The 25,419-nt window shown below is 75.7% G+C and carries 22 protein-coding genes; 16 read left to right on the top strand and 6 right to left on the bottom strand.

Going from position 1 to position 25,419, the window contains the following annotated elements; translation table 11 throughout:
- Positions 1-67 precede the first annotated feature (67 nt).
- From ACI79L_RS09565 to ACI79L_RS09555, 3 genes are read left to right on the top strand one after another with little or no spacing between them, the layout of a single operon-like run.
- On the top strand, positions 68-274 hold the full coding sequence (locus ACI79L_RS09565) for a hypothetical protein (protein WP_456936561.1): 207 nt from the start codon (positions 68-70) through the stop codon (positions 272-274).
- Entirely contained in the window at positions 271-546 is a 276-nt protein-coding gene (locus tag ACI79L_RS09560) for a DUF4235 domain-containing protein (protein ID WP_456936560.1), read from the top strand. Before ACI79L_RS09565 ends, ACI79L_RS09560 begins: the two co-directional genes overlap by 4 nt.
- A gap of 38 nt (positions 547-584) precedes the next feature.
- On the top strand, positions 585-1,721 hold the full coding sequence (locus ACI79L_RS09555) for a YihY/virulence factor BrkB family protein (protein ID WP_456936559.1): 1,137 nt from the start codon (positions 585-587) through the stop codon (positions 1,719-1,721).
- 25 nt (positions 1,722-1,746) lie between these two features.
- On the opposite strand, the gene gcvT is transcribed toward ACI79L_RS09555, so the two are convergent.
- Entirely contained in the window at positions 1,747-2,856 is a 1,110-nt protein-coding gene (gcvT, locus tag ACI79L_RS09550; protein WP_456936558.1) for a glycine cleavage system aminomethyltransferase GcvT, read from the bottom strand.
- A 103-nt stretch (positions 2,857-2,959) separates the two neighbouring features.
- Between gcvT and ACI79L_RS09545 the strand changes: the two genes are divergently transcribed.
- The 4 genes from ACI79L_RS09545 to ACI79L_RS09530 all read left to right on the top strand — a co-directional run bounded on the left by ACI79L_RS09545 (position 2,960) and on the right by ACI79L_RS09530 (position 8,917).
- Positions 2,960-4,471 (top strand): leucyl aminopeptidase, encoded by a 1,512-nt coding sequence (locus tag ACI79L_RS09545; RefSeq protein WP_456936557.1) that lies wholly within the window; start codon positions 2,960-2,962, stop codon positions 4,469-4,471.
- A 141-nt stretch (positions 4,472-4,612) separates the two neighbouring features.
- Positions 4,613-5,992 carry a dihydrolipoyl dehydrogenase gene (gene lpdA / locus ACI79L_RS09540; RefSeq protein WP_456936556.1) on the top strand — a complete coding sequence of 460 codons (1,380 nt, stop codon included), beginning with the start codon at positions 4,613-4,615 and terminating at the stop codon, positions 5,990-5,992.
- A gap of 60 nt (positions 5,993-6,052) precedes the next feature.
- On the top strand, positions 6,053-7,933 hold the full coding sequence (sucB, locus tag ACI79L_RS09535; protein WP_456936555.1) for a 2-oxoglutarate dehydrogenase, E2 component, dihydrolipoamide succinyltransferase: 1,881 nt from the start codon (positions 6,053-6,055) through the stop codon (positions 7,931-7,933).
- A 72-nt stretch (positions 7,934-8,005) separates the two neighbouring features.
- The gene (locus tag ACI79L_RS09530) at positions 8,006-8,917 is read left to right on the top strand and encodes a TIGR01777 family oxidoreductase (RefSeq protein WP_456936554.1); all 912 of its coding nucleotides are present in this window, start codon (positions 8,006-8,008) and stop codon (positions 8,915-8,917) included.
- Positions 8,918-8,931: 14 nt separating this feature from the next.
- On the opposite strand, the gene ACI79L_RS09525 is transcribed toward ACI79L_RS09530, so the two are convergent.
- Entirely contained in the window at positions 8,932-10,566 is a 1,635-nt protein-coding gene (locus tag ACI79L_RS09525; RefSeq protein ID WP_456936553.1) for a protein kinase domain-containing protein, read from the bottom strand.
- A gap of 118 nt (positions 10,567-10,684) precedes the next feature.
- Here ACI79L_RS09525 and ACI79L_RS09520 point away from each other — a divergent pair, with 118 nt between their 5' ends.
- Genes ACI79L_RS09520 through ACI79L_RS09505 form a run of 4 tightly spaced genes read left to right on the top strand, consistent with a single transcriptional unit; the run spans position 10,685 to position 13,743 of the window.
- The gene (locus tag ACI79L_RS09520) at positions 10,685-11,944 is read left to right on the top strand and encodes an NAD(P)/FAD-dependent oxidoreductase (RefSeq protein WP_456936552.1); all 1,260 of its coding nucleotides are present in this window, start codon (positions 10,685-10,687) and stop codon (positions 11,942-11,944) included.
- Positions 11,944-12,678, top strand: coding sequence for a Type 1 glutamine amidotransferase-like domain-containing protein (locus tag ACI79L_RS09515; RefSeq protein ID WP_456936551.1), 735 nt, complete (start codon positions 11,944-11,946; stop codon positions 12,676-12,678). The genes ACI79L_RS09520 and ACI79L_RS09515 overlap by 1 nt, the downstream gene beginning before the upstream one ends.
- 22 nt (positions 12,679-12,700) lie before the next feature.
- A complete protein-coding gene (gene lipB / locus ACI79L_RS09510; protein ID WP_456936550.1) occupies positions 12,701-13,360 on the top strand; it encodes a lipoyl(octanoyl) transferase LipB in 660 nt (219 codons plus the stop codon).
- Entirely contained in the window at positions 13,360-13,743 is a 384-nt protein-coding gene (locus ACI79L_RS09505) for a PPOX class F420-dependent oxidoreductase (RefSeq protein WP_456936549.1), read from the top strand. The genes lipB and ACI79L_RS09505 overlap by 1 nt, the downstream gene beginning before the upstream one ends.
- Before the next feature lie 42 nt (positions 13,744-13,785).
- On the opposite strand, the gene leuS is transcribed toward ACI79L_RS09505, so the two are convergent.
- Positions 13,786-16,680: a leucine--tRNA ligase gene (leuS, locus tag ACI79L_RS09500; protein WP_456936548.1), complete on the bottom strand. Its 2,895-nt coding sequence runs from the start codon at positions 16,678-16,680 to the stop codon at positions 13,786-13,788.
- A gap of 269 nt (positions 16,681-16,949) precedes the next feature.
- Here leuS and ACI79L_RS09495 point away from each other — a divergent pair, with 269 nt between their 5' ends.
- The 4 genes from ACI79L_RS09495 (at position 16,950) to ACI79L_RS09480 (ending at position 22,358) form a co-directional block, all read left to right on the top strand.
- Positions 16,950-19,169, top strand: coding sequence for a putative bifunctional diguanylate cyclase/phosphodiesterase (locus ACI79L_RS09495; protein ID WP_456936547.1), 2,220 nt, complete (start codon positions 16,950-16,952; stop codon positions 19,167-19,169).
- A gap of 86 nt (positions 19,170-19,255) precedes the next feature.
- Positions 19,256-20,413, top strand: a complete 1,158-nt coding sequence (locus ACI79L_RS09490; protein WP_456936546.1) for a hypothetical protein — start codon at positions 19,256-19,258, stop codon at positions 20,411-20,413.
- A gap of 82 nt (positions 20,414-20,495) precedes the next feature.
- Positions 20,496-21,470 carry a lipoyl synthase gene (lipA, locus tag ACI79L_RS09485; protein ID WP_456936545.1) on the top strand — a complete coding sequence of 325 codons (975 nt, stop codon included), beginning with the start codon at positions 20,496-20,498 and terminating at the stop codon, positions 21,468-21,470.
- A 51-nt stretch (positions 21,471-21,521) separates the two neighbouring features.
- Complete coding sequence (locus ACI79L_RS09480; protein WP_456936544.1) at positions 21,522-22,358, top strand: DUF4191 domain-containing protein; 837 nt, start codon at positions 21,522-21,524, stop codon at positions 22,356-22,358.
- 60 nt (positions 22,359-22,418) lie between these two features.
- Here ACI79L_RS09480 and ACI79L_RS09475 read toward each other — a convergent pair whose 3' ends face one another.
- A complete protein-coding gene (locus tag ACI79L_RS09475) occupies positions 22,419-22,916 on the bottom strand; it encodes a GNAT family N-acetyltransferase (RefSeq protein ID WP_456936543.1) in 498 nt (165 codons plus the stop codon).
- Positions 22,913-23,335: an RDD family protein gene (locus ACI79L_RS09470; RefSeq protein WP_456936542.1), complete on the bottom strand. Its 423-nt coding sequence runs from the start codon at positions 23,333-23,335 to the stop codon at positions 22,913-22,915. Before ACI79L_RS09470 ends, ACI79L_RS09475 begins: the two co-directional genes overlap by 4 nt.
- A 168-nt stretch (positions 23,336-23,503) precedes the next feature.
- On the opposite strand from ACI79L_RS09470, the gene glnA reads away from it, so the two are divergent.
- A complete protein-coding gene (gene glnA / locus ACI79L_RS09465) occupies positions 23,504-24,937 on the top strand; it encodes a type I glutamate--ammonia ligase (RefSeq protein ID WP_456936541.1) in 1,434 nt (477 codons plus the stop codon).
- Between the two features lie 110 nt (positions 24,938-25,047).
- Here the strand turns inward: glnA and ACI79L_RS09460 are convergent, their stop codons facing one another.
- Positions 25,048-25,299, bottom strand: coding sequence for a hypothetical protein (locus ACI79L_RS09460; RefSeq protein ID WP_456936540.1), 252 nt, complete (start codon positions 25,297-25,299; stop codon positions 25,048-25,050).
- Positions 25,300-25,419: the final 120 nt, after the last annotated feature.

Below are 25,419 nucleotides of genomic sequence, written 5' to 3'. Positions count from 1 at the left end.
GCCGGCCCGGGGGCCCCCCCCCGCGCGCGGGGGCGCGCCCCGCGCCCGCGGCGCGGGGGGGGGCGGCGTGGCGGGGGCCCCGCGCGGCCCCGCCCCCCGGGCCGCGGCCGCCGCCACCGGGTCGGCGGCCGCCGTGGCGCAGGCCCGCGCCGAGGCCCACCGGGCCCGCAAGGAGGCCGCCCGCGAGGCGGCCCGGGCCCGCCGGGCGGTGGCGCGGAACGCGCGGAGGACGAAGCAGCGGACCCGGAAGGCCGCGAGGAAGGTGCGCACGTGAGCAGCAAGGGCGCGAGGCTCGTCTACCGCCCAGTCGGCCTGGTCGGGGGCATCCTCGCCGGCGTCGTCTCCGGGGCGGTCTTCAAGCAGGTGTGGAAGCGCATCTCCGGGGAGGACGACGCCCCCGACGCGCTGCAGAGCGAGTACCGCATGCGCGAGGTGGTCCTCGCCGCGGCCATCCAGGGCGCGATCTTCGCCGCCACCAAGGCGGCCATCGACCGGGCCGGCGCGCGCGGCTTCACCAAGCTCACCGGCAGCTGGCCGGGCGACTGACGCCGGGACGACGGCGACCGACGGGAGGGGGGCCTGGCATGTCCGGGACCAGGCAGCGCGACAGCGCGGTCGACCGGATCCGCGAGCGGGTCGAGGAGAAGGCCGCCCGGCGGGCGGCCGCGCGGGAGGCGGCCGAGCGGGCCGCCCGGGGTGAGGAGGCGGCCGAGCCGAACCGGGTGCCGCCCGGCGGCCCGACCCCGGCCGAGCTCCCCGGGATGCACGCGGACAAGCCCACCGAGATCCCCGCCCGGGGCTGGAAGCAGATCGTCAAGCGGGCGTGGGCGGAGAACAACGCCGACAACATGCCGATCATCGCCGGCGGCGTCGCGTTCTTCGCCTTCCTCGCGATCTTCCCGGCGCTGATCGCGACGATCTCCATCTACGGCCTCGTGGCCTCCCCGGAGACCGTCGCGCGGCAGGTCGAGAGCCTCTCGGCGCAGCTCCCCGACGAGGCGGCCGCCCTGATCGGTGACCAGCTCACCGCGATCACGCAGAACAGCGGCGGCGCGCTGTCGGTGTCGCTGGTGATCTCGGTGCTGGCGGCGCTGTGGTCGGCGTCCGGCGGCACGGGCAACGTGATCACCGCGGTGAACATCGCCTACGACGAGGTGGAGACCCGCGGGTTCGTCAAGCGCAAGGCGATGGCGCTCGGGCTCACGCTCGGCGCCATCGTGTTCGTGCTGGTCACCTTCACGCTGGTCGCCGTCGTCCCGGCGGTGCTCGACGCGCTGCCGCTGGGCGTCGTCGGGACGGTCCTGGCGCAGGTCGTGCGCTGGGTGCTGCTGCTCGGGGTGTTCGCCGGCTCGCTGGCGGTGCTCTACCGGGTGGCGCCCGACCGCGACGCGCCGCAGCTCAAGTGGGTCAGCCTCGGCGCGATCGTCGTCACGCTCATCTGGGCGCTGGTCAGCCTGGGCTTCAGCTTCTACGTCAACAACTTCGGCTCGTACGACAAGACCTACGGCGCCATCGCCGGCGTCATCGTGCTCATGCTGTGGCTGTACCTCACCTGCTACCTGGTCCTGCTGGGCGCGGAGATCAACTCCGAGGCCGAGCACCAGACGGCCGAGGACACCACCGAGGGCCCGCCGGTCCCCATGGGCCAGCGCAACGCCACGATGGCCGACGAGCTGCCCGACCCGCCGGAACCCACGAAGGAGTCCAAGCAGAAGGCCTGAGGGTCTCCCCCGGCGGGCGCCCTCCTCAGCGCACGTGCGAGGGCACGAACGGCGGCCGGACGGCGACGACGGGCTGCGGGCGGCCGCGGACGTCGACGGCGAGGGGCGTGTCCGGCGCGACGCCGGCCGCGGCGTCGAGCAGGGCCAGCGCGATCCCGGTCCGCAGCGTCGGGGAGAACGTGCCGCTGGTGACCTCGCCGACGCGGCGGCCGGTCTCGTCGAGGACGTCCATGCCGGGACGCGGGATGCCGCGGCCGGTGGCGCGCAGGCCCCACAGCAGCCGGGTCGGGCCGTCCTCGCGCTCGGTCAGCAGCGCCTGCCGGCCCCAGAACGCGGGCTTCTTCCACCCGACCGCCCAGCCGCTGCGCGCCTGGTTGGGGGTGATCTGCCGGGACAGCTCGTGGCCGTGCAGCGGGTAGCCCATCTCGGTGCGCAGGGTGTCCCGCGCGCCGAGCCCGCACGCGCGGATGCCCTCGGCGGCGCCGACCTCGAGCAGCCGGTCCCACAGCGCGCCGGCCCGTTCAGCGGCGACGAGCAACTCGTAGCCGTGCTCGCCGGTGTAGCCGGTGCGGCAGACGGTGACCTCCTGCCCCTCCCCGCCCGCGAAGGCCATGTAGTCCAGCTCCGCGGCCAGCCCGGCGGCCTCCAGGACGGCGGCCGAGCGCGGCCCCTGCACGGCGAGGACGGCGACCTCCTCGTGCCGGTCGGTCACCGTGACGCCGGTGGGGGCGGCGGCGGCGATCCGCGCGAGGACCTCCTGGGCGTTGGCGGCGTTGGGCACGAGCAGCACGTCGTCGGGTGAGTGCAGGTAGACGATGAGGTCGTCGACCACGCCGCCGGCGTCGGCCTCGCCGTCGGGGACGCAGCACAGCGTGTACTGCGCCTGCCCGGGCCCGATCCGCCCGAGGTCGTTGGTCAGGCAGGCGTCGACCAGGGCCGCGGCACCGGGCCCGCGCACGGTGCCGGTGCCCAGGTGCGAGACGTCGAACAGGCCCACCGCCTCGCGCACGGCGGCGTGCTCCGCGAGCACCCCGCCGCCGGCGTACTCGATCGGCATCGACCAGCCGCCGAAGTCGGCCAGCTTGGCGCCGGCCGCCACGTGGCGGTCGTGGAGGGGCGAGGTGCGCGCGGTCACCCCCGCACGCTATCCGGCGACGTGCTGGAACCGGCCCCCGTGCAGGGGCCCGCGCCGAGCCTGCGAGGCGTGGGGGGCACGGGGGCCCTTCTAGGATCGAGCGGTGCCGCCCACGATCACCGCCACCGACCGCCCGCTCGAGAAGACGCCCGCCGACGCCGTCGTCGTCGGCATCGGGAAGGGCTCCTCCGGCCCGCTGCCCACACCGGGCGCGGAGGCCGTGGACCGCCTGCTCGGCGGCCGGCTGCTGCCCGCCCTGGCCGACCTCGGGGCGCGCGGCACCCAGGACGAGGTCACCCGGGTGGCCAGCCTCGGGCAGGGGCCGTTCCCCGTCGTCGCCGCCGTCGGGCTCGGCGCCCCCGAGACCACCGGCGGTTACTCCCCCGAGGCGATCCGCCGCGCCGCCGGCGCCGCCAGCCGCGCGCTGGCCGGCCGCGGCTCGGTCGTCACCCTGCTGGCCGCCGTCGGCGGGACCCCGGACGCCGAGCGGCTGCACGCCGTCGGCGAGGGCGCGCTGCTCGGCGCGTACGAGTTCACCGCCTACAAGTCCGACCTGCCCGCCGACCGCCCCACCCCGCCGCGCGAGTTCACCGTCGTCGTCCCCGACGCCGGCGCGGCCAAGGCCCCGCTGGCGCGGGTCCGCGCCGTGGCCGACGCGGTCGCGCTGGTGCGCGACCTGGTCAACACCCCGCCCAACGACCTCTACCCGGCCGAACTGGCCGCCCGCGGCGCCGCCGCGGGCAAGGCCGCCGGCCTGAAGGTCGAGGTGCTCGACGAGGACGGCCTCGCCGCCGGCGGCTACGGCGGCATCCTGGCCGTCGGGAAGGGCTCGGCGCGCGGCCCGCGGCTGCTCCGGCTGACCTACTCGGGCAGGAAGGCGCAGAAGAAGGTCGCCCTGGTCGGCAAGGGCATCACCTTCGACAGCGGCGGCCTGTCGATCAAGCCCGCCGCGAAGATGGACGAGATGAAGAGCGACATGGCCGGCGCCGCGGCCGTGATCGCCACCGTCTGCCTGGTCGCCCAGCTCGGCCTGCCGGTCGAGGTCACCGCCACCGTCCCGATGGCGGAGAACCTGCCCAGCGGCACCGCCTACCGCCCCGCGGACGTGGTCACCTTCCGCAACGGCAAGAAGGCCGAGATCACCAACACCGACGCCGAGGGCCGGGTGATCCTGGCCGACGCGATCGCCCGCGCGGCCGAGGACTCCCCCGACGTCCTGCTCGAGACCTCGACGCTGACCGGGGCGCAGCTGGTCGCGCTCGGCGCGCGCACCGCCGGCGTCATGGGCAGCGACGACATGCGTGACGCCGTCGTCGCGGCCAGCCGGCGCAGCGGTGAGCCGATGTGGCCGATGCCGATGCCGGAGGAGCTGCGGCGCGGCATCGACTCGCCGGTCGCCGACTTCGTCAACGCCAACGCCGACCGGATGGGCGGCATGCTCGTCGGGGCGCACTTCCTCGCCGAGTTCGTCCCGGCCGGGCTGCCCTGGGCGCACGTCGACATCGCCGGGCCCAGCTTCAACACCGGCGCACCCTGGGGCTACACGCCCAAGGGGGGCACCGGGGTGCCGGTCCGCACCCTGCTGGCCACCATCGAGGACCTGCTGACCCGCTGACCTCGCGTGCGGCCGGGGACCCCGGCCGCACGCGGCACGCAACCGCCCTCGGCCTGCCCCGTCACCCGGAGTGGCAGGATGGTCGAGGACCATCCCCCACCCGTTCGGGTGGGGCAGGCCGAGAGCATCGAGGAGCACGTCGTGAGCGCACCCACCACCCCCGCCGACCTGGTCATCCTCGGTGGTGGCTCGGGTGGCTACGCCGCCGCGCTGCGGGCCGCGGAACTGGGGATGTCGGTCGTCCTGATCGAGAAGGACAAGGTCGGCGGCACCTGCCTGCACCGCGGGTGCATCCCCACCAAGGCCCTGCTGCACGCCGGTGAGGTCGCCGACCTGGCCCGCGAGGGCGAGCAGTTCGGGGTGAAGACCTCGCTGGCCGGCATCGACATGGACGGCGTCAACTCCTACAAGGACGGCGTCATCTCGCGGCTGTACAAGGGCCTGCAGGGCCTGATCAAGAGCCGCAAGATCACCTACGTCGAGGGCGAGGGCCGGCTGGTCTCCCCCACCGCGGTGGCGGTGAACGGGCAGACCTACGAGGGCCGCCACGTCCTCCTGGCCACCGGCTCCTACTCGCGCTCCATCCCCGGCGTCGAGCTCGACGGCGTCCGCGTCATGGACAGCGAGCAGGCCCTCACGCTCGACCGCGTCCCGACCTCGGCGATCATCCTGGGCGGCGGCGTCATCGGCTGTGAGTTCGCCAGCGCCTGGAAGTCCTTCGGCGTCGACGTCACGATCATCGAGGGCCTCAAGCACCTGGTGCCGCTGGAGGACGAGAACTCCTCCAAGCTCCTCGAGCGCGCCTTCCGCCGCCGGAAGATCAACTTCGAGCTCGGGAACATGGTCTCCTCGGTGCAGTCCACCGAGAACGGCGTCAAGGTCAGCCTGCAGAACGGCAAGGACTTCGAGGCCGAGATCGTGCTGGTGGCCATCGGCCGCGGGCCGGTCAGCCAGGGCCTGGGCTACGAGGAGGCCGGCGTCGCGATGGACCGCGGCTACGTCCTGGTCGACGAGTACTGCCAGACCAACGTGCCGACCATCTCCGCCGTGGGTGACCTCATCCCCACCCTGCAGCTGGCCCACGTCGGGTTCGGCGAGGGCATCCTCGTCGCCGAGCGGCTCGCCGGCCTCCCGGTCGTGCCGATCGACTACGCCGGCGTCCCGCGGGTCACCTACTCCGACCCCGAGGTCGCCTCGGTCGGCCTGACCGAGACCCAGGCCCGCGACGAGTACGGCGACGTCGAGACCCTCGTCTACGACCTGGGCGGCAACGGCCGCAGCCAGATCCTCAAGACCCAGGGCGCGGTCAAGCTGATCCGTCAGAAGGACGGCCCGGTCGTCGGCGTGCACATGGTCGGCAGCCGGGTGGGCGAGCTCGTCGCCGAGGCGCAGCTGATCTTCAACTGGGAGGCCCTGCCCGACGAGGTCGCCTCCCTGATCCACCCGCACCCCACGCAGAGCGAGGCGATCGGCGAGGCCCACCTGGCCCTGGCCGGCAAGCCGCTGCACGCCCACAGCTGAGCCGGCCGGCTCCGCTCTCCGTCTCCCCCACCCGCGCCACCACGAAGGAGCCCCGCCCCGATGCCGACCTCCGTCACCATGCCCGCCCTGGGCGAGAGCGTCACCGAGGGCACGGTCACCCGATGGCTGAAGCAGGAGGGTGAGCAGGTCGAGGTCGACGAGCCGCTGCTCGAGGTCTCGACCGACAAGGTCGACACCGAGATCCCCTCCCCCGCGGCGGGTGTCCTCACCAAGATCCTCGTGTCCGAGGACGAGACCGTCGAGGTCGGCGCCGAGCTGGCCGTGATCGGCGGCGACGGTGACGGCGCGGGTGCCGGCGGGCCGGCCTCCGCCGAGGACGCCACCACCCCGCAGACCCCGGTCGAGCAGGTGGAGGACGCCGGCCCCGGCGCCGCCGACGAGCCGCAGCCCGCTCCCGCCGCCGAGGCGCCGGCCCCCGCCGACCAGGGCGGTGGTCAGGGCGGCGGCGAGGGGACGCCGGTGACCATGCCGGCGCTCGGCGAGAGCGTCACCGAGGGCACCGTCACCCGCTGGCTCAAGGCGGTCGGCGACGAGGTCACCGCGGACGAGCCGCTGCTCGAGGTCTCGACCGACAAGGTCGACACCGAGATCCCCGCCCCCGTGTCGGGGACGCTGCTGTCGATCACCGTCAACGAGGACGAGACCGTCGAGGTCGGCGCCCAGCTGGCCGTGATCGGGTCCGGTGCCGCCGGTGGCGGTGCCCCCGCCCCCGCCGCGCCGGCTCCCGCCCCCCAGGAGGCCCCCGCCCCGCAGGAGGCCCCGGCTCCCGCCCCGGCCCCGACGCCCGCTCCGGCGCCGCGGCAGGAGCAGCAGCCCGCGCCCCAGCCGCCGGCCGCGCCGCCGTCGGTCCCCGCCGGGGCCGACTACGGGTCCGGCGAGGCCGAGACCGTCCGCGCCCAGCAGAGCAGCCAGCCCTCGCAGCCCGCGCGGGCGGAGGCCCCGGCGCCCGCGGCTCCGGCCGACGGTGGCGGCACCTACGTGACGCCGCTGGTGCGCCGCCTGGCCGCCGAGCACGGCGTCGACCTGGCCGGCGTCACCGGCACCGGCGTGGGTGGCCGCATCCGCAAGCAGGACGTCCTGGCCGCCGCGGAGGCCGCCTCCGCCCCGGCCGCGGCTCCGGCTGCCGCGCCGGCTCCCGCCGCCGCCGCCGGCCGGACCCCGACGCCGTCGCCGGCGGCCCAGCCGGACACCTCGCTGCGCGGCCGCACCGAGAAGATGTCCCGCCTGCGCGGGGTCATCGCCCGGCGGATGGTCGAGTCGCTCGCGGTCAGTGCCCAGCTGACCACCGTCGTCGAGGTCGACGTCACCCGGATCGCCAAGCTGCGGGACCGGGCCAAGCGGGACTTCGAGGCCCGCGAGGGCGTCAAGCTGTCGTTCCTGCCGTTCTTCGCCAAGGCGGCGGTCGAGGCGCTCAAGGCCCACCCGGCCGTGAACTCCTCGGTCGACATGGAGGCCGGCACGGTCACCTACCACGACCAGGAGAACCTGGGCGTCGCCGTGGACACCGAGCGCGGCCTGCTCGTGCCGGTCATCCACGGCGCCGGTGACCTGAGCATCGGCGGGCTGGCCCGCAAGATCTCCGACCTGGCCGAGCGCACCCGCCTGAACAAGGTGACCCCGGACGAGCTGGGCGGCGGCACGTTCACGCTGACCAACACCGGCAGCCGCGGCGCCCTGTTCGACACGCCGATCATCAACCAGCCGCAGGTGGCGATCCTGGGCACCGGCACCGTGGTCAAGCGCCCGGTCGTGGTGCAGGACCCGGACCTCGGCGAGGTCATCGCAGTGCGCTCGATGGTCTACCTGGCCCTCACCTACGACCACCGGATCGTCGACGGCGCCGACGCCGCCCGGTTCCTCGGCACGGTGAAGGAGCGGCTCGAGGCCGGACAGTTCCAGGGCGAGCTCGGCCTGAGCTGACGTCCCCCGCTCGGGCCCCGGCGCACGCGCCGGGGCCCGACGTCGTACCGGGCAGGGGGGACGAGGAGGGTCATGAAGATCGCCGTCACGGGGGCCTCCGGCCTCATCGGGTCGACGCTGGTGCCGGCGTTGCGCGCCGACGGGCACGAGGTCATCCGGCTGGTCCGCCGCACTCCCCGCACCGCCGACGAGCACCGCTGGGACCCCCAGCACCGGCGGATCGACCCGGCGCTGCTGCGTGACGTCGACGCGGTGGTCAACCTCGCCGGCACGCCGATCCGGCCGCGCCCCTTCACCGAGGCCTACCGGCGGGACCTGCTGACCAGCCGGGTGGACAGCACCACCACGATCGCCGAGGCGCTCGCCGCCGCGGCCGCCGAGGACCCCTCGCGCCGGCGGGTGCTGCTGTCGGCGTCCGCGGTCGGGTACTACGGCGACACCGGGGACCGGGTGGTCGAGGAGGACGCCCCGCCCGGGGACGACTTCCTCGCCCGCGTGTGCGTGCAGTGGGAGGCCGCCACCGCCCCCGCGGCCGAGGCGGGCGTCCGGGTGGTCACGCTGCGGACCGGCCTGGTCATCGGCCGCGGCGCCATGCTCGTGCGCATCCTCGGCACCGTCTTCCGGCTCGGCCTCGGCGGCCGGGTGGGGTCGGGGCAGCAGTACTGGCCGTGGGTGAGTCTGGACGACGAGGTGGGCGCCATCCGCTTCCTGCTCACCGCCCACGAGGTGTCCGGGCCGGTCAACGTCACCGGTCCCGACCCCGTGCGCAACGACGAGTTCGTCCGGGAGCTGGGCCGGGCCGTCCACCGGCCGACGGTCCTGCCGGTGCCCGGCTTCGCCATCCGCTCGGCTCTCGGCGAGTTCGGCCGCTCCAGCGTCCTCGCCGGGCAGCGGGCCGTGCCCGCCCGGCTGCTCGCGGCCGGCTACCCGTTCCGGCACCGCGACCTGCCCGCCGCCCTCCGCGACGCGCTCGGCCGCGACTGACGCCACCGCCGGCCTCACGCCAGCCGCCCCGCGGTCCCGATCCGCCAGCCGCCGGCCCTCGGGACCAGCACCATCGTCACCGGGGTGTCCCCGCGGCCGGCCTCCGTGCGCAGCACCGGGCCGTCCGGAGCCGTCACCGCCACGACCGCGTACTCCGGCCAGCTGTCGACCAGCCGCACCCGCACGGACCCGTCCCCGGAGGTCGCGGCCTCGACCGTCACGGCGGAAACCGACGGGGTGAAGCCGCGCAGCACCTCACCGGCGGCGGTGAGCGCGGTCAGGTACGCGCGGTCGGCGGCCAGCAGCGGGCTGTCGGCGGTGTAGACCTCGTCCAGCAGCGCCGGGGAGCCGGCGGTGAACGCCCGTGCGCGACGGTCGTAGAGGTCGGTGAGGACGGCGGTCCAGTCGACCTGCTCCGCCGACGTCGGGGCGGGGGCCGGGGCGGAGGACGGGACCGGAGCGGAGGACGGCGCCGGAACGGTGGACGGGACCGGAGCCGCGGACGGCGCCGGGGCGGCGGACTCCGGAGTGGCCGCGGCCGCCGGCGCCACCGGTCCGCCGGGCCCGGAGCGGGTCAGCGCCAGCCCGAGCGCCACCGCGCCCAGCACCAGGGCGGCGACCGCGATGCCCGCGGCAGCCCGCCGCGCGAGCGGTCCTCCCGGCCACCCCGACCGGCCCGACGGTGCGCGGACCTCGGCGGGCGCGGGCCGGCGGCGCCGGCCGGGCACCTGGTGGGTCAGCTCGGTGCGCGGGCCGCGGCCGGCCCGGGCCAGCTCGGCGTCGCGGATGCCCGGTGCCGGCAGCCGCACCGGCTCCGGGCGGCAGGCGTGCCGCAGGTCGAGCGCGAAGGCCGCCGCCGACCCCCGCGCGTGCGGATCGGCCGACAGGCCGCGGCCGACCACCTCGAGCAGCGCGGGCGGCGTGCCGGGGGCCAGCTCGGCGAGGTCGGGCAGCTCGCCCGCGGCGGCGACGGCGAGGGTGTCGGCGGGGGTCGCGGCGTTCCACGGCGGGACGCCGGTCAGCGCGTGGAAGGCGGCCGCGGCGACGCCGAAGACGTCCGAGGCCGGGCCGGGCGCGCTCCCGCGGGCGACGGCGGGGTCGACGTAGGCCGGTGTCACCTCACCGGCGGCGTCCTCGCCCAGCACCCGCGCCACGCCGAGGTCGGTGAGCACCGGCCGCCCCTCGGCGGTGAAGACGACGTTGCCCGGGGACAGGTCGCCGTGCACGACGCCCTGCTCGTGTGCGCAGGCCAGCGCGGCAGCGACCGGCGCCAGCGCGGTGACCACCTCGCCGGGGCGCAGCCGGCCGCGCCGGGCCAGCAGCGCCGCCAGGCTGCCGCCCTCGAGCAGGTCGAGGACGAGTGCCACCCGGGCCGGGCCGCCGCGCCGGGGCTGGTGCACCACCTCGTGCAGCCGGACCAGGTGGGGGTGGTCGAGGGCACCCAGCAGCGCCGCCTCCCGCGCCTGCCGCCCGGCGTCGCCGGCCACGAGCAGCTTCACCGCCACCGGCGCGCCGCCGTCGCGGGGCCTCGCGCGCCAGACCTCGCCGGAACCGCCGCGGCCGAGCAGCCGGTCGAGCCGGTAGCCGGGCACGACGGGCGGCACCGGGGCGGCGTCGGGGCCGGCGCTGGGCGAGGGGGTGGCGGGCACGGCGGGGACCGTAGGCCGCGCCGCCCTCGTCCCGTGTCCGCCGTCCACAGGCCCGGGCGGCGTCCACAGGCGCCGTCCCGGACGGGTGCCCGCCGCCGACTGCACCTAGGTTCGGGGCATGTCGCTGCCCGCCCGTGCCGAGGTCGTCGTCGTGGGCGCCGGGCTGGCCGGCCTGTCGGCGGCCACCCGCCTGGCTGCCGCCGGGATCGACGTGCACGTCCTGGAGGCCTCCGCCTCCGCGGGCGGCCGGCTGGCCACCGACCGGGTCGACGGCTTCGTCGTCGACCGCGGCTTCCAGGTGTTCAACACCGGCTATCCGCGCGCCGCCGACCTCGACCTGCCCGCCCTCGACCTCGGCTTCTTCACCCCCGGCGCGGTCGTCCGCGTCGGGGGCCGCGCACACCGGGTCGCCGACCCCCGCCGCCGGCCGTCGGCGGTGGCGGACACGCTGCGGGCACCGGTGGGGTCCCTGGCGCGCAAGGCGGCGATCGCCGCGTTCTCCGCGCGCGCCGGGTACTGGCCGGTGCCGCGCCTGCTGACGGCCCCGGAGACCTCCGCCGCCGAGCACCTCCGGCGGGCCGGGGTCGGCGCCACGGCCCTGGAGCGGTTCTTCGGGCCGTTCTTCGCCGGTGTGCTGCTCGAGGACCGGCTGGAGACCTCCAGCCGCTACCTGGACCTGCTGTGGCGCAGTTTCGTCCGCGGCGGCACCGGCCTGCCGGCACGGGGCATCCAGGCGATCGGCGAGCAGCTGGCCGCCCGGGTCGGTGAGGGGCGCGTCCACCACGGGGTCCGCGTCACCGCGGTCTCGGGCAGCTCGGTCGACAGCGACGCCGGCCCGGTGCGCGCCGACGCCGTCGTGGTGGCCACCGACCCCGACACCGCGGCTCTGCTCGTGCCGGCGGTCGGGGCCGCCGCGCCCCGCCAGGTGACGACCCACTACCACGTGCTGCCGGCCTCGCCGTGGCCCGAGCCGCTCATCGTCCTGGGGACGCCGGGCGGCCGGCTGGTCAACAGCGCGGTGCTCACCGACGCCCAGCCGGCCTACTCCCCCGACGGCCGCGCCCTGGTCGCCAGCAGCTCGCTGGCCCCCACGGCGGAGGCGGAGGTCCGCGAGGAGGTGGCCCGGCTGCACGACGTCGCCACGGCGGACCTGCAGCACCTGACCTCGGTGACCGTGACCGGCGCGCAGCCCGCGGCCCTGCCCCCGCTGCGGCTGCGCCGCCCGGTCGACCTCGGGGGTGGGCTGTACGTCTGCGGCGACCACCGGGACACCCCCTCCATCCAGGGCGCCATGGCCAGCGGCCGCCGCACCGCCGCCGCGGTCCTGCACCGGCTGCGGCCCGCGACCGCCCCGACAGCCGCGGTCGGAGCCGCCTGATGCCCGCCACCGCCCCGACGATCCTGGCCACGAGCATCGGCTTCGACTCCCGCGGCCGCGGGCCCTACGACTGGGCGCCGGGCCCGGTGTTCGACCTGGCCGTCGAGCTCGCCGGGGCACCCGCGCAGCCGCGCCTCTGCTACCTGGGCACCGCCACCGGCGACGACCCCGCGCGCCTGGCCGGCGTGTACGGCGCCTTCGCCGGCAGCGCGGTCCGGCTCAGCCACCTGAGCCTGTTCCCGATGCCCACCGTCGCCGACGTGCGGGCGCACCTGCTGGCGCAGGACGTCGTCTGGGTGGGCGGCGGCAGCCTGGCCAACCTGCTGGCGGTGTGGCGGGTGCACGGCCTCGAGGAGGTGCTGGCCGAGTGCTGGCGGGCCGGGGTGGTGCTCGGCGGGGTGTCGGCCGGGTCGCTGTGCTGGCACGTCGGCGGCACCACCGATTCCTACGGCCCCGACCTGCGGCCGGTGACGAACGGGCTGGGGCTGATCCCCACCTCCAACGGCGTCCACCACGACTCCGAGGAGCAGCGGCGGCCGCTGTACCAGCGGCTGGTGGCCGACGGGACGCTGCCCGCCGGGCACGCCACCGACGACGGTGTGGGCCTGGTCTACCGCGGCACCGCGCTGGTCGAGGCGGTGGCCGACCGGCCGGGCAGGGCCGCCTACCGGGTGGAGCGCGGCCCCGACGGCACCGCCGTCGAGACCCGCCTCGAGCCCCGGCGGCTGCGGTGAGCGCGGGCCTAGGCTGGGAGCCGTGACCGAGTTGCGCGTCGTCCGGGCCGGCACCGTCCCCTACGAGGAGGCCTGGGCGCGCCAGCGCGAGATCCACGCCGCGCGGATCGCCGGGAAGGCGCCGGACACGCTGCTGCTGCTCGAGCACCCGTCGGTCTACACCGCGGGCCGGCGCACCGAGCCGCACGAGCGCCCGCTCGACGGCACGCCGGTGGTCGACGTCGACCGCGGCGGCAAGATCACCTGGCACGGGCCGGGCCAGCTCGTCGGCTACCCGATCGTGGCGCTCCCCGACCCGGTCGACGTCGTGGCGCACGTGCGCCGGCTCGAGGACGCGCTCATCGAGGTGTGTGCCTCGGTCGGCGTCGAGACGATGCGCGTCGACGGGCGCAGCGGCGTCTGGGTGGCCGCCGACGCCCCTGGGCCCGCCAGCCGGTTCCGGCCCGAGCGCAAGATCGCCGCGATCGGCGTGCGCGTCGCGCGCGGGGTGACCATGCACGGGTTCGCGCTCAACTGCGACCCCGACCTCGGCGCGTTCGGCGCGATCGTCCCGTGCGGCATCGCCGACGCCGGGGTCACCTCGCTCAGCGCCGAGCTGGGCCGCGACGTCCCGGTGGCCGCGGTGGTCGACACGGTGGAGGCGGCGATGCGGCGGGTGCTCACCCTCGCCCCGGCCGCCTGATGGCCGGCCTGCCGCACAGCACCTACGTCAGCCTGACCACGTTCCGCCGCACCGGGGAGCCGGTGCCCACGCCGGTGTGGGCCGCCCCCGACGGCGACGGCCTCGTCGTCTGGACCCGTGCCGACTCCGGCAAGGTCAAGCGGCTGCGGCACACCGCGCGGGTCACCGTGGCCCCGTGCGACGTCCGCGGCCGGGTGACGGGGCCGGTCGTCGAGGCCACCGCCGAGCTGCTGGAGCCGCACGAGTGGCGGCAGGCGCGCGCCGCGCTCGCCCGCCGCTACGGCTGGCAGTGGCGGGTCTCCTACGCCGGCTCGAAGCTCTGGCAGCGGCTCACCCGCCCGGGCACCGAGCGGCACGCCATGATCCGCGTCCGCCCCGCCTGAACCGGGGGTCCAGGCGGGGCCCAACGGCCTCAGGCGACGGCCTCAGGCGACGACGAAGTTGACCAGCCGGCCCGGGACGGCGATCACGCGCCGCACCGTCCGGCCGTCCAGCTGCGCGGCGACCTTCTCGTCGGCCCGCGCCGCCTCCTCCAGCGCCGCGGCGTCGGCGTCGGCCGGCACGGTCACCTGCGCCCGCACCTTGCCGTTGACCTGGACGGCGACCTGCACGGTGTCCTCGACCAGCCACCGCTCGTCGGCCACCGGGAACGGCGCCCAGGCGATCGACCCGTCGTGCCCGAGCCGCGCCCACAGCTCCTCGGCCAGGTGCGGGGCCAGCGGGGCCACCAGCAGCACCAGCGGCTCGGCCACCGCCCGCGGCACCGGGGAGTCGGCGCCGTAGGCCGCGGTCAGCGCGTTGGTCAGCTCGGCGATCCGGGCGATGGCGACGTTGAACCGCAGCGTCGCCATGCCGTCGCGCACGCCGGCGATCGCCTTGTGCAGCGCCCGCAGCACGCCCTCGGAGGGAGCGGCGTCGTCGGCGGCCCGGACCGCGCCGGTCTCCTCGTCGACCACGACCCGCCAGATCCGCTGCAGCAGCCGCTGCGAGCCGACGACGGCCTTGGTGTCCCAGGGCCGGGACTGCTCCAGCGGCCCGGTCGACATCTCGTACACCCGGAACGTATCGGCCCCGTAGGCGCCGATCATCTCGTCGGGCGTGACCATGTTCTTCAGGGACTTGCCGATCTTCCCGTACTCGCGGTTGACCGGCCGGCCCTCGTAGAAGAACGTGCCGTCCTCCTCCACCACGTCGGCGGCCGGCACGTAGAAGCCCCGCTCGTCGGTGTAGGCGTAGGCCGAGATGTAGCCCTGGTTGACCAGCCGCCGGAACGGCTCCTCGCTGGACACGTAGCCCAGGTCGTGCAGCACCTTGTGCCAGAAGCGGGCGTACAGCAGGTGCAGGACCGCGTGCTCCATGCCGCCGACGTAGAGGTCCACGCCGCCGACGTCGCCCGGCGACCGCGGGCCCAGCCAGTACCGCTCCAGCTCCGGGTCGACCATCTGCGCGTCGTCGCCCGGGTCCAGGTAGCGCAGGTAGTACCAGCACGAGCCCGCCCAGTTGGGCATCGTGTTGGTCTCGCGCCGGTAGGGCTTCGGCCCGTCGCCCAGGTCCAGCTCGACGGTCGTCCACTCGGTGACCCGCGACAGCGGCGGCTCGGGCTGGGAGTCGGCGTCGTCGTCGGCGAAGGTCTTCGGCGAGTAGTCGTCGACGTCGGGCAGCAGCACCGGCAGCAGCGACTCGGGCACCGCGCGCGGCAGGCCGTCGGCGTCGTAGACGATCGGGAACGGCTCGCCCCAGTAGCGCTGCCGGCTGAACAGCCAGTCGCGCAGCTTGTAGGTGGTCGTCGCCTCGCCGTGCCCGGCGGTCACCAGCCACTCGGTCATCCGGGCGATGGCGGCGGCCTTGTCGGTCAGCCCGTCCAGCGAGACGTGCTCGTTCGACGAGTTGATCATCGGGCCGCTGCCGGTGTACGCGCCGCCGTCGAAGTCGGCGGGCGGCTGCACCGTGCGCACGATCGGCAGGCCCAAGGCCTGCGCGAACTCCCAGTCGCGGGTGTCCTCGCCCGGCACGGCCATGATCGCGCCGGTGCCGTAGCCGGTCAGCACGTAGTCGGCGATGAAGACCGGCAGCTCCGCCCCGGTGACCGGGTTGACGGCGGTGGCGCCCAGCCACACGCCGGTCTTCTCCCGGTTCTCGTTCTGCCGGTCCAGCTCGGAGCGCCGCGAGGCCTGCCGCTGGTACTCGCGCACCGCCTCGGCCGGGGTCGCCGCGCCGCCGGTCCACCGCGGGTCGGTGCCGTCGGGCCACGCCTCGGCGGTCAGCGTCTCCACCAGCGGGTGCTCGGGCGCCAGCACCATGTAGGTGGCGCCGAACAGGGTGTCCGGGCGGGTGGTGAAGACCTCGATGGTCTCGTCCCCGCAGCTGAAACCGATCCGGGCACCGGTGGACCGGCCGATCCAGTTGCGCTGCATCTGCTTGACCGAGTCCGACCAGTCCAGCCGGTCCAGGTCGGCCAGCAGCCGCTCGGCGTAGGCGGTGATCCGCATCATCCACTGGGTCAGCGGGCGCCGGAACACGGGGAAGTTGCCGCGCTCGGAGCGGCCGTCGGGCGTGACCTCCTCGTTGGAGAGGACCGTGCCCAGGCCCGGGCACCAGTTGACCGGTGCCTCGTGCAGGTAGGCCAGCCGGTGGGCGTCGACGACCTTCCGCTTGTCGACGTCGGACAGCTCGGCCCACGGCCGCCCCGAGGGGTTGGTGCCCGGCGCGGGCTCGCGGGTGCCGGCGTCCAGCTCGGCGACCAGCTCCTCCACCGGGCGGGCCTTCCCGGCCTCCTCGTCGAACCAGGCGCCGAAGATCTTCAGGAAGATCCACTGGGTCCACCGGTAGTAGCCCGGGTCGATCGTGGCGAAGGTGCGTCGCTCGTCGTGGTCGACGCCCAGCCGGCGCAGCTGCGCCCGGATCGCCGCGATGTTGGCCTCGGTGGTGATCCGCGGGTGCTGCCCTGTCTGCACGGCGTACTGCTCGGCGGGCAGGCCGAAGGCGTCGTAGCCCATCGGGTGCAGCACGTTGTCGCCGTCCATGCGGCGGAACCGGCTGGTGACGTCGGTGCCCAGGTAGCCCAGGGGGTGCCCGACGTGCAGGCCCGCACCCGAGGGGTACGGGAACATGTCCATGATGAAGGTCTTGGGCCGGCCCTCGACCCGCTCGAAGCCCTCGGACAGGCGGCCCACCGGGTTGGGCGTGTGGAACGTCCCCTCCCGCTCCCACCGGTCCTGCCACTCCAGCTCGATCCGCTGGGCGAGGGCCGGGGTGTAGCGGTGCGGGGGGACGCCCTCCTCGGCCGGCTCGGTCGTCGGCTGGCTGGCCGTCTGGCTCATCGCGGTGCTCCCGGTGTCATCCGTCGGCGGACATGAAAAGACCCCTCGCGCAGGAGGGGTCGCCGTGCTGACTGAGCGCTCAGGTCAGCACGGCCGGAGAAGCAGGCGTCCGCCGGTCACGCCCCCGAGTCTACCGCCCGGCGACTCACCCGGACGGGTCGGTCGGGCGCTCCGGACTGCACCCGGACGGCGGACGGACCGTTGTCGTCCTCGTGCGGCGCGCTCAGGTGTCCCCCCGGCGTGGGGGGCCCGGTCCCCGCGGCCCCCTCGTGGTGGTCGCGGCGCTCGCCGCTGCCCTCTTCGCCACCGGCGTCGGCCCGCGCCCGCCCGGGCAGGCCTGGGACGTCCTGTACGACGTCGTCCTCTACCACCTGTCCTGGCTGGCGGCCGGCGCCGCCTGCTGGCTGACCGCCCGGCAGGCGCCCCGCGAGGGCCTCGCCTGGCGGGCGCTGGCCACCTCCCTCGTCGTCGGCGCGGCCGGCAACGTCGCGCGCATCATCGAGACCGGCCAGGCGGGCACCACGCCGGCCCCCGTGGCCGACACCTGCGTCGCCGTCGCCTACGGCAGCCTCTACGTCGCGCTGTTCGTGCTCATCCGCGCCCGCGTCGCGCGGTTCCTGCCCAGCATGTGGCTCGACGGCGTCGTCGCCGCCCTGGGCACCACCGCGGTCGGCACCGGGTTCCTGCTCGGGCCCTACCTCACCGACAGCGGCCACGTCTCGGTCGCCCAGCTCGCCTGGCCCGGCGCCGACGTGCTGCTGCTGTCCCTGCTGGTGGGCGTCAGCGCCATCCTCGGCGTGCACCTGGACCGCACCCTGCTGACCATCGCCGGGGCCATCGCGCTGTTCTGCGTCGCGGACGCCGCCCTGTTCGTGCTGAGCGCCGAGGGCCGCTACGCCGACGGCGGGCCGCTGGAGCTGGTGTGGCAGGCCGGCGTGCTGCTGGCCGCCGTCGCCGCGTGGCGCACCACCGGCGACCCGCGGCGCGCCGCCGGGCAGGAGGGCGTGCGCATCACCTGGCGGCTGGTCGCGCTGCCGCTGGCCGGCACGCTCGCCGCCCTCGCCGTGCTGGCCGCCGGCTACGGCGACGACCTGCCCGACAGCGCCGGGTGGCTGGCCGTCGGCTGCGTGCTCGCCGCGCTGGCCCGCACCGCGGTCACCTTCCGCGAGGTGCGGACGTTCGCGGTGGTCCGGCAGGAGGCGCGCACGGACGAGCTCACCGGCCTGCCCAACCGGCGCGCCCTGCTCGAGCGCGCCCGCAGCGTCGTCGCCGGGGCCACCACCGCCTCCCCCGCCGCGCTGCTGCTGCTCGACCTCGACGGGTTCAAGGAGGTGAACGACAGCCTCGGGCACGGCGCCGGCGACCAGCTGCTGTGCCAGGTCGGCCCGCGCGTGGCCCCCGCGCTGCGGCCCGGCGAGGTGCTCGCCCGGCTCGGCGGTGACGAGTTCGCCGTGCTGCTGCCCGCCGTCGACCTGGACACCGCCGCCGAGCGCGCCGGCGTCGTCCACGACCTGCTGCGCCGGCCGTTCGAGGTCGACGGCATCCGGCTGCACGTCGGGGTGAGCATCGGCGTCTCGACCGCGCCCGTCCCCGCCGACGACGTCCAGGAGCTGCTGCGCTGCGCCGACGTGGCGATGTACGCGGCCAAGACCGAGCGCACCGGCGTGCACGTCTACGTCCCCGACCCGACCAGCGGCTCGGGCGAGCGGCTGCGCACGATGGAGGAGCTGCGCACCGCGCTGGCCGAGGACCAGCTCGACGTCCACCTGCAGCCGCAGGTCGCCATGGACGACGGCCGCACCGTCGGCGTCGAGGCCCTGCTGCGGTGGCACCACCCCGGGCGCGGGCTGCTCGGCCCCGCGCAGGTGCTGCCCGCCGCCGAGCAGGCCGGCCTGCTGCGTCCGCTGACCGACGCCGTGCTCGAGCGCTCCCTGGACGCGGTCGCCCGCTGGTGGGACGAGCACCGGGTGCCGGTGTCGGTCAACCTGTCCGCGGCCAACGTCGCCGACCTCGACCTGCCCGGCAAGGTCGCCGCCGAGCTGGCCCGGCGGGGGCTGCCCCCGGCCGCGCTGACCCTGGAGCTGGTCGAGGACACCCTCATGGCCGACCCCGAGCGCGGCCGCACCGTGCTCGGCGAGCTGCGCCGCCTGGGCGTGCGCACCTCCATCGACGACTACGGCACCGGCTACAGCTCGCTGGCCTACCTGCGCCGGCTGCCCGCCGACGAGCTCAAGCTCGACCGCAGCCTCACCGCCGACGTCGACCGGGACGAGCGGGCCGCCGCGATCGTGCGGCACACCGTCGCGCTCGCCCACGACCTCGGCCTGAGCCTGGTCGCCGAGGGCGTCGAGGACCTCACCACCGCCGCCCGGCTGGCCGCGCTGGGCTGCGACGTCGCCCAGGGCTACGCCGTCGCCCGCCCCATGCCGGTTCCCGACCTGCTGCGCTGGCTGGCCACCCACCGCTCGGGGCTGCTCCGCCCGGCCTGAGCGCACGGGACGGTCGTTCCCGGGGATGTGCCTTCCCGCCGGAGCGGGCAGGATGGCCGGAGTCGATCAACCCGGAGGTGCATCCCGTGTCCCGCACACAGTCCCGCGGCCCGGTCACACAGTCCCGCGGCCAGGTCATCGGGGCCGAGTTCCAGGAGGGGCTGAGCCACCTCGGCGCCGCCGTCACCGAGGCCGGCCGGGCCGCCGCGGAGCAACTCGCCCCCCGCGTGGACGCCGCGCGCGAGGCGGCCGCCCCCAGGGTCGCCGCCGCCGTCGCGGTGGCCGCGCCCGCCGTCGCCTCCGCCCGTGAGGCCCTGGCCCCGCGAGTGGACGCCGCCCGCGGCGCCGCGAGCCCGGTCCTCGACGCCGCCCGCGAGCGCGTCGACGCCGCCGTCGTGGCGCTCACCCCGCGGGTCGTGGCCGCCCGCGAGGCCGCCAACCCCGTCCTCGACGCCGCCCGCGAGCGCGTCGACGCCGCCGTCGACGCGCTGACCCCGCGCGTGGTCGCCGCCCGCGAGTCCGCCGGCCCGGCGGTCACCTCGGCGCTCACCGCCGCCGGTGCCGCCGCCGCCAGGGCCGCCGCGGAGCTCGCGCCCCGGGTGGAGGCCGCCTCGGCCGCCACCCGCAAGGCGCTGGCCGCCGAGGTCGCCCCCCGGGTGGCCGCCGCGAGGGACACCGTCGTCCCGGCTCTCGGCAGCGCCCGCGACAGCCTGGTCGCCGGCGTCGGCACCGCCCTCGGCGAGCTCGAGCACCGGCGCGCGGAGCTCGTCGGCGGCGCCGCGACGACGAGCCGGAAGGCCACGCGCACGGCGACGCGGAAGACCGCGAAGAAGGCTGCGCAGGCGAAGCGGAAGGTGGGTACGGAGTCCGGGCCGCGCCGCTGGCCGTGGGTGCTCCTCGCGCTGGCGGTCGGCGCGGCGGCGTTCTCGTTCCTGCGCCGCAAGACCGAGGACCCGTGGACGCCGGCGCCCGCCGGCGACGGGCCCGTGCCCAGCTACCGAGAGGACCCCGTGCCCAGCTCCCCGAGCAACGACGACTCCGGCAAGACCGTCTCCGACGCGATGTTCGTCGCCGGTGACTCCGCCCCGCCCGAGTCCGACATGGGCATCCGCGATGCCCAGAACGTCGCCGGCGACGACGACGCCGGCGCCACCGACCCGACCGAGACGGCGCCCGAGCCGTTCACCAGCGGCGGCGGGGCCGACGAGGGCCCGACCGCCGGGCCCGCCGCCGGCCAGGCCTGACGGTCCGGCACCCGCACCCCGATCGCCCCCGCTGCCCTCGAGGCGGCGGGGGCGATCGCCGTCCGGGAGTACGGTGGGGATCATGAGCGAGACGGTGGCGACCAGTACCTCCGAGCCGTCCCGGATCGGTCCCTCGGGCCGCAAGCTGCTGCGCCTGGAGGTGCGCAACAGCCAGGTCCCGATCGAGCGCAAGCCGGAGTGGATCAAGACCCGGCTGAAGACCGGCCCGGAGTACACCGAGCTCAAGTCGCTGGTCCGCCGCGAGGGCCTGCACACCGTCTGCGAAGAGGCCGGCTGCCCCAACATCTACGAGTGCTGGGAGGACCGGGAGGCCACCTTCCTCATCGGTGGCGACCAGTGCACCCGGCGCTGCGACTTCTGCCAGATCGACACCGGCAAGCCCGCCGAGTTCGACGCCGACGAGCCCCGCCGGGTCGCCGAGAGCGTCGCGACGATGCAGCTCCGGTACGCCACCGTCACCGGCGTCGCCCGCGACGACCTGCCCGACGGCGGCGCGTGGCTCTACGCCGAGACCGTCCGCCAGATCCACGCCGCCGTCCCCGGCTGCGGCGTCGAGCTGCTCATCCCCGACTTCAACGCCGACCCCGACCAGCTGGCCGAGGTGTTCTCCTCCCGGCCGGAGGTGCTGGCGCACAACGTCGAGACCGTCCCGCGGATCTTCAAGCGCATCCGCCCCGGCTTCCGCTTCGAGCGGTCGCTCGCGGTGATCACCGCCGCCCGCGAGGCCGGGCTGGTCACCAAGTCCAACCTCATCCTCGGCATGGGCGAGGAGCCCGACGAGGTGGTCGAGACCATGCGCGCGCTGCACGAGGCCGGCTGCGACCTGCTGACGATCACCCAGTACCTGCGGCCCTCGCCGCGGCACCACCCCGTCGTCCGCTGGGTCAAGCCCGACGAGTTCGTCGGCTTCCAGCAGCAGGCGGAGGAGATCGGCTTCCCGGGCGTGCTCGCCGGGCCGCTGGTGCGCAGCTCCTACCGGGCCGGGCGGCTCTACCAGCAGGCCGTCGAGGCCCGCGGTCTCACCACTCGGGGCTGACCGCCCCGCGGGCTCCCCGGGACCGCGGCGCGACGCCCCTATCCTGGGGACATGGCACGCAGCAAGCCCACAGACTCCCCCGCTCCTGCCGGCAACGCCGGTCGGGGCCCCGCCGCGGGGCGCGGCCGGTCCTCGGGCGGTGCCACCGCGGCGGGGAAGGCGGGCAAGCCCGCCAGGACCGGCAAGGACGGCGAGCCGAAGGTCGGCCGGCTGAAGAAGGTCGGCAACCAGGTCCGCATGATCAAGCAGGCCTACTCGCTGACGCGCAAGAACGACCCCAGGCTGCCGTGGTACATGCTCATCGCCTTCGTGGCGGTGGCCGGTGTGGTCGAGCTGGTGGCCATCCTGTTCGGGGCGCCGTTCCTGTTCCTGCCGATCGCGGTCATCCTGGGCGTGCTCGCGGCGATGATCGTCTTCGGCCGCCGCGCGCAGGGCTCGGCCTACCGCCAGGTGGAGGGCCAGCCCGGCGCCGCCGCGTGGGTGCTCGAGGGCATGCGCGGTGACTGGCGGGTCTCCGCCGGGGTCGCCGGCACCGCCCAGCTCGACGCGGTGCACCGGGTGCTCGGCCGCCCGGGCGTCATCCTGGTCGCCGAGGGCTCGCCGGTCCGCGTCCGCGGCCTGCTGGCGCAGGAGAAGAAGCGCATCGCCCGCGTCGTCGGCGACACCCCCATCTACGACGTCACCGTCGGCGAGGAGGAGGGGCAGGTCCCCCTCCGCAAGCTCAGCGCCCACGTGATGAAGCTGCCCCGCAACCTGTCCGCCGGTGAGGTCAACACCCTCGGCCGGCGGCTGGCCGCGCTCGGCGGCGCGCGCCCGCCCGTCCCCGGCGGCCCGCTGCCCGGCGGCCGGCAGATGACGGTCAGCCAGCGGCAGGTCCGCCGCCGCTGAGGGAGGACCTCCCTGGCCCCACCGCTCGCACGCTCGCGGCGGGCCCCTGCAGGGAGGCCGTCACAGCCGGCCGAAGGGCTCCGCGTAGCGGAAGGTGCCGCGCTGCTCGGGGCCGGCCAGCCGGCGGGCCTGGAAGTGTGCGCCCCACGCGGGGTCCGGCGGTTCGACGCCCAGGTCCGAGGCGCGCACGAACCCGGCCCGCGCGTAGAAGCCCGGGTCGCCGAGCAGCGCGACCAGGCGCTCCCCCGCGGCCTCGACGACGGCGACCAGCGCGTGCACGAGCACCGTCCCGACGCCCCTCCCCTGCCGGTCGGGCCGCACGCCGAGCGGGCCCAGCCCGAGGACCGGGGCGCCCGCGGGGTCGAGCCGGCCGCGGGTGGCGATCACGTGCCCGACGACGTCGTCCCCGTCGACGGCGACCAGCGACAGGTGCGGCAGGAAGCCCGCGTCCGCGCGCAGCTCCCCCACCAGCCGGGCCTCGACGTCGGTGGGGAACGCCGCCCGGTGCACCGCGTCGACGGCGGCGGCGTCGGCCGGCCGCTCGCGGCGGACGATCACCGGTCGAGGACGACGGCGGTGTCGGTGACGCGGTCGTGCAGGCCGCGGCCGTCGGCGTCGACCACCAGCGCCGGCACCAGCAGCATGAGCAGCCCGGTGCGGACGACGGCGCGCCAGAGCGCCAGCCGGGACGAGGGGTGCGGGTGCGCCAGCCGCAGGCCCAGCAGCCGCATCCCCGGCGTCTGCCCGACCGCCACGAGGAACACGACGTAGACCACCGCGAACGACAGCAGGCTCCAGTTGCCCGGCAGGTCGGGGGCGGTGAACAGCCCCGCGACGACGGCGGAGAGGAAGGCGTCGACCAGGAAGGCCAGCACCCGGGTGCCGAAGGGCGCCAGCGACCCGGGCCCGCTCCCCGGCAGGCCCAGCGACGCACCCCGCCGGCGCTCCTGAGAGGGTGGCTGTGCGTCCCTGACCATGCCCACCAGCGTAGGACCCGCCCGCCGTACGCCCGGCCGCCCGCACGCGACGGCGTCCGGTGCGACACGCCGGAGCCGTTGTTACCGCCCCGAAACAGACGGGACACCCCGGGGCAACTCCCCGGCCATAGCTTGCGAGTCGGCTGTCCGCCCCATACCGGAGGATCGATGTTCACCAGTCCCGACGAGGTCGCCGCCTACATCCGCGACAACGACGTCGAGTACGTCGACGTGCGCTTCTGCGACCTGCCCGGCGTCATGCAGCACTTCACCATCCCGGCGTCGACGTTCGGTGAGGACACCTTCTCCGACGGCCTCGGCTTCGACGGCTCCTCGATCCGCGGGTTCCAGGCGATCAACGAGTCAGACATGCTGCTGCTGCCCGACGCCAACAGCGCCTTCCTCGACCCGTTCCGCCGGCACAAGACGCTGAACGTCAACTTCTTCATCCACGACCCGATCACGCGCGAGGCCTACAGCCGCGACCCGCGCAACGTGGCGAAGAAGGCCGAGGCGTACCTCGCCAGCAGCGGGATCGCCGACACCGCCTACTTCGGGCCCGAGGCGGAGTTCTACATCTTCGACTCGATCCGGCACTCGACCGGCATCAACGAGGGCTACTACCACATCGACTCGGTCGAGGGTTCCTGGAACTCGGGCGCGCTGACCGGCGAGAACGGCGGCCCCAACCTGGGGTACAAGACCCGCGCCAAGGGCGGCTACTTCCCGGTCGAGCCCTTCGACCACTACAGCGACCTGCGCGCCACGATGATGACCAACCTGACGAACGTCGGGCTGGAGCTCGAGCGCGGCCACCACGAGGTGGGCACGGGCGGTCAGGCGGAGATCAACTACAAGTTCGACACCCTGCTGCGCGCCGCCGACAGCCTGATGCTGTTCAAGTACGTCATCAAGAACACGGCCTGGCAGGCGGGCAAGACCGTCACCTTCATGCCCAAGCCGCTGTTCGGTGACAACGGGTCGGGCATGCACTGCCACCAGAGCCTCTGGAAGGACGGCGAGCCGCTCTTCCACGCCGAGACCGGCTACGCGGGCCTGTCCGACACCGCCCGCCACTACATCGGCGGCCTGCTGGCCCACGCCCCGTCGCTGCTGGCCTTCACCAACCCGACGGTGAACAGCTACCACCGCCTGGTGCCGGGCTACGAGGCCCCGATCAACCTCGTCTACTCGGCCCGCAACCGCTCGGCCTGCTGCCGCATCCCGATCTCGGGCGACAACCCGAAGGCCAAGCGCATCGAGTTCCGCGTGCCCGACCCGTCGGCCAACCCCTACCTCGCCTTCTCGGCGATGCTCATGGCCGGCCTCGACGGCATCAAGAACAAGATCGAGCCGCCGGCGCCGGTGGACAAGGACCTCTACGAGCTGCCGCCCGAGGAGGCCCTGGGCATCGAGAAGGTCCCGGCCTCGCTGGACGCCGTCCTCGACCGGCTCGAGGTCGACCACGAGTACCTGATCGACGGCGGCGTCTTCACGCCCGACCTGATCGAGACGTGGATCGAGTACAAGCGGGAGAACGAGATCGACCCGATCCGCCTCCGCCCGCACCCGCACGAGTTCGCGATGTACTACGACATCTGATCCACGCGACATCTGATCCACGCGACATCTGATCCACGCGGCGCACGACGAGGGGCCGGGGACCTGCGCGAGCAGGTGCCCGGCCCCTCTCGTGTCCTCCCGATCCGCGGTCAGCCGTCCCCGGCCGGCCGGTGCCCGGGCGCCCCGACCTCCCGGAGGTCGGTGACCGCCAGGACGCGGCCGGCCGGGTAGAGCTCGATCTCGGGGTCCTCGGCCGCGGCGGCCATCACGGTGAGCCAGCCGGCGGGCCCGAACCGGACGATCCTCCGGGGCAGCTCGAGCCGACGGGACGGGTCCGCGGGGTCCTCGACCACGACCCGTCCCTCGTAGAGGTGCCGGTCGTTGACGGTGGTGACGTCCATCCGGACAGCCTCCTCCGGGTCCGCTCCCCGCGGACCGGGCCCGGCGCGGCAGGGCGCGCGCGAGGACTTCCGCAGACGGCGCCGACGGAGGGAAGATGCCGGGAGCCGACTCGAGCCACG

It is taken from the genome of Geodermatophilus sp. SYSU D00684, assembly GCF_054050455.1.
This window is presented reverse-complemented; position numbering and strand designations above follow the sequence as displayed.

What these genes read in the sequence shown, in the direction of transcription:
- ACI79L_RS09555 (WP_456936559.1), top strand. Translation starts at nt 585, where the DNA reads ATGTCCGGGACCAGGCAGCGCGACAGCGCGGTCGACCGGATCCGCGAG.
- sucB (WP_456936555.1), top strand. Translation starts at nt 6,053, where the DNA reads ATGCCGACCTCCGTCACCATGCCCGCCCTGGGCGAGAGCGTCACCGAG.
- ACI79L_RS09530 (WP_456936554.1), top strand. Translation starts at nt 8,006, where the DNA reads ATGAAGATCGCCGTCACGGGGGCCTCCGGCCTCATCGGGTCGACGCTG.
- ACI79L_RS09520 (WP_456936552.1), top strand. Translation starts at nt 10,685, where the DNA reads ATGTCGCTGCCCGCCCGTGCCGAGGTCGTCGTCGTGGGCGCCGGGCTG.
- ACI79L_RS09515 (WP_456936551.1), top strand. Translation starts at nt 11,944, where the DNA reads ATGCCCGCCACCGCCCCGACGATCCTGGCCACGAGCATCGGCTTCGAC.
- ACI79L_RS09505 (WP_456936549.1), top strand. Translation starts at nt 13,360, where the DNA reads ATGGCCGGCCTGCCGCACAGCACCTACGTCAGCCTGACCACGTTCCGC.
- leuS (WP_456936548.1), bottom strand. Translation starts at nt 16,680, where the DNA reads ATGAGCCAGACGGCCAGCCAGCCGACGACCGAGCCGGCCGAGGAGGGC.
- lipA (WP_456936545.1), top strand. Translation starts at nt 20,496, where the DNA reads ATGAGCGAGACGGTGGCGACCAGTACCTCCGAGCCGTCCCGGATCGGT.
- ACI79L_RS09480 (WP_456936544.1), top strand. Translation starts at nt 21,522, where the DNA reads ATGGCACGCAGCAAGCCCACAGACTCCCCCGCTCCTGCCGGCAACGCC.
- ACI79L_RS09470 (WP_456936542.1), bottom strand. Translation starts at nt 23,335, where the DNA reads ATGGTCAGGGACGCACAGCCACCCTCTCAGGAGCGCCGGCGGGGTGCG.
- glnA (WP_456936541.1), top strand. Translation starts at nt 23,504, where the DNA reads ATGTTCACCAGTCCCGACGAGGTCGCCGCCTACATCCGCGACAACGAC.
- ACI79L_RS09460 (WP_456936540.1), bottom strand. Translation starts at nt 25,299, where the DNA reads ATGGACGTCACCACCGTCAACGACCGGCACCTCTACGAGGGACGGGTC.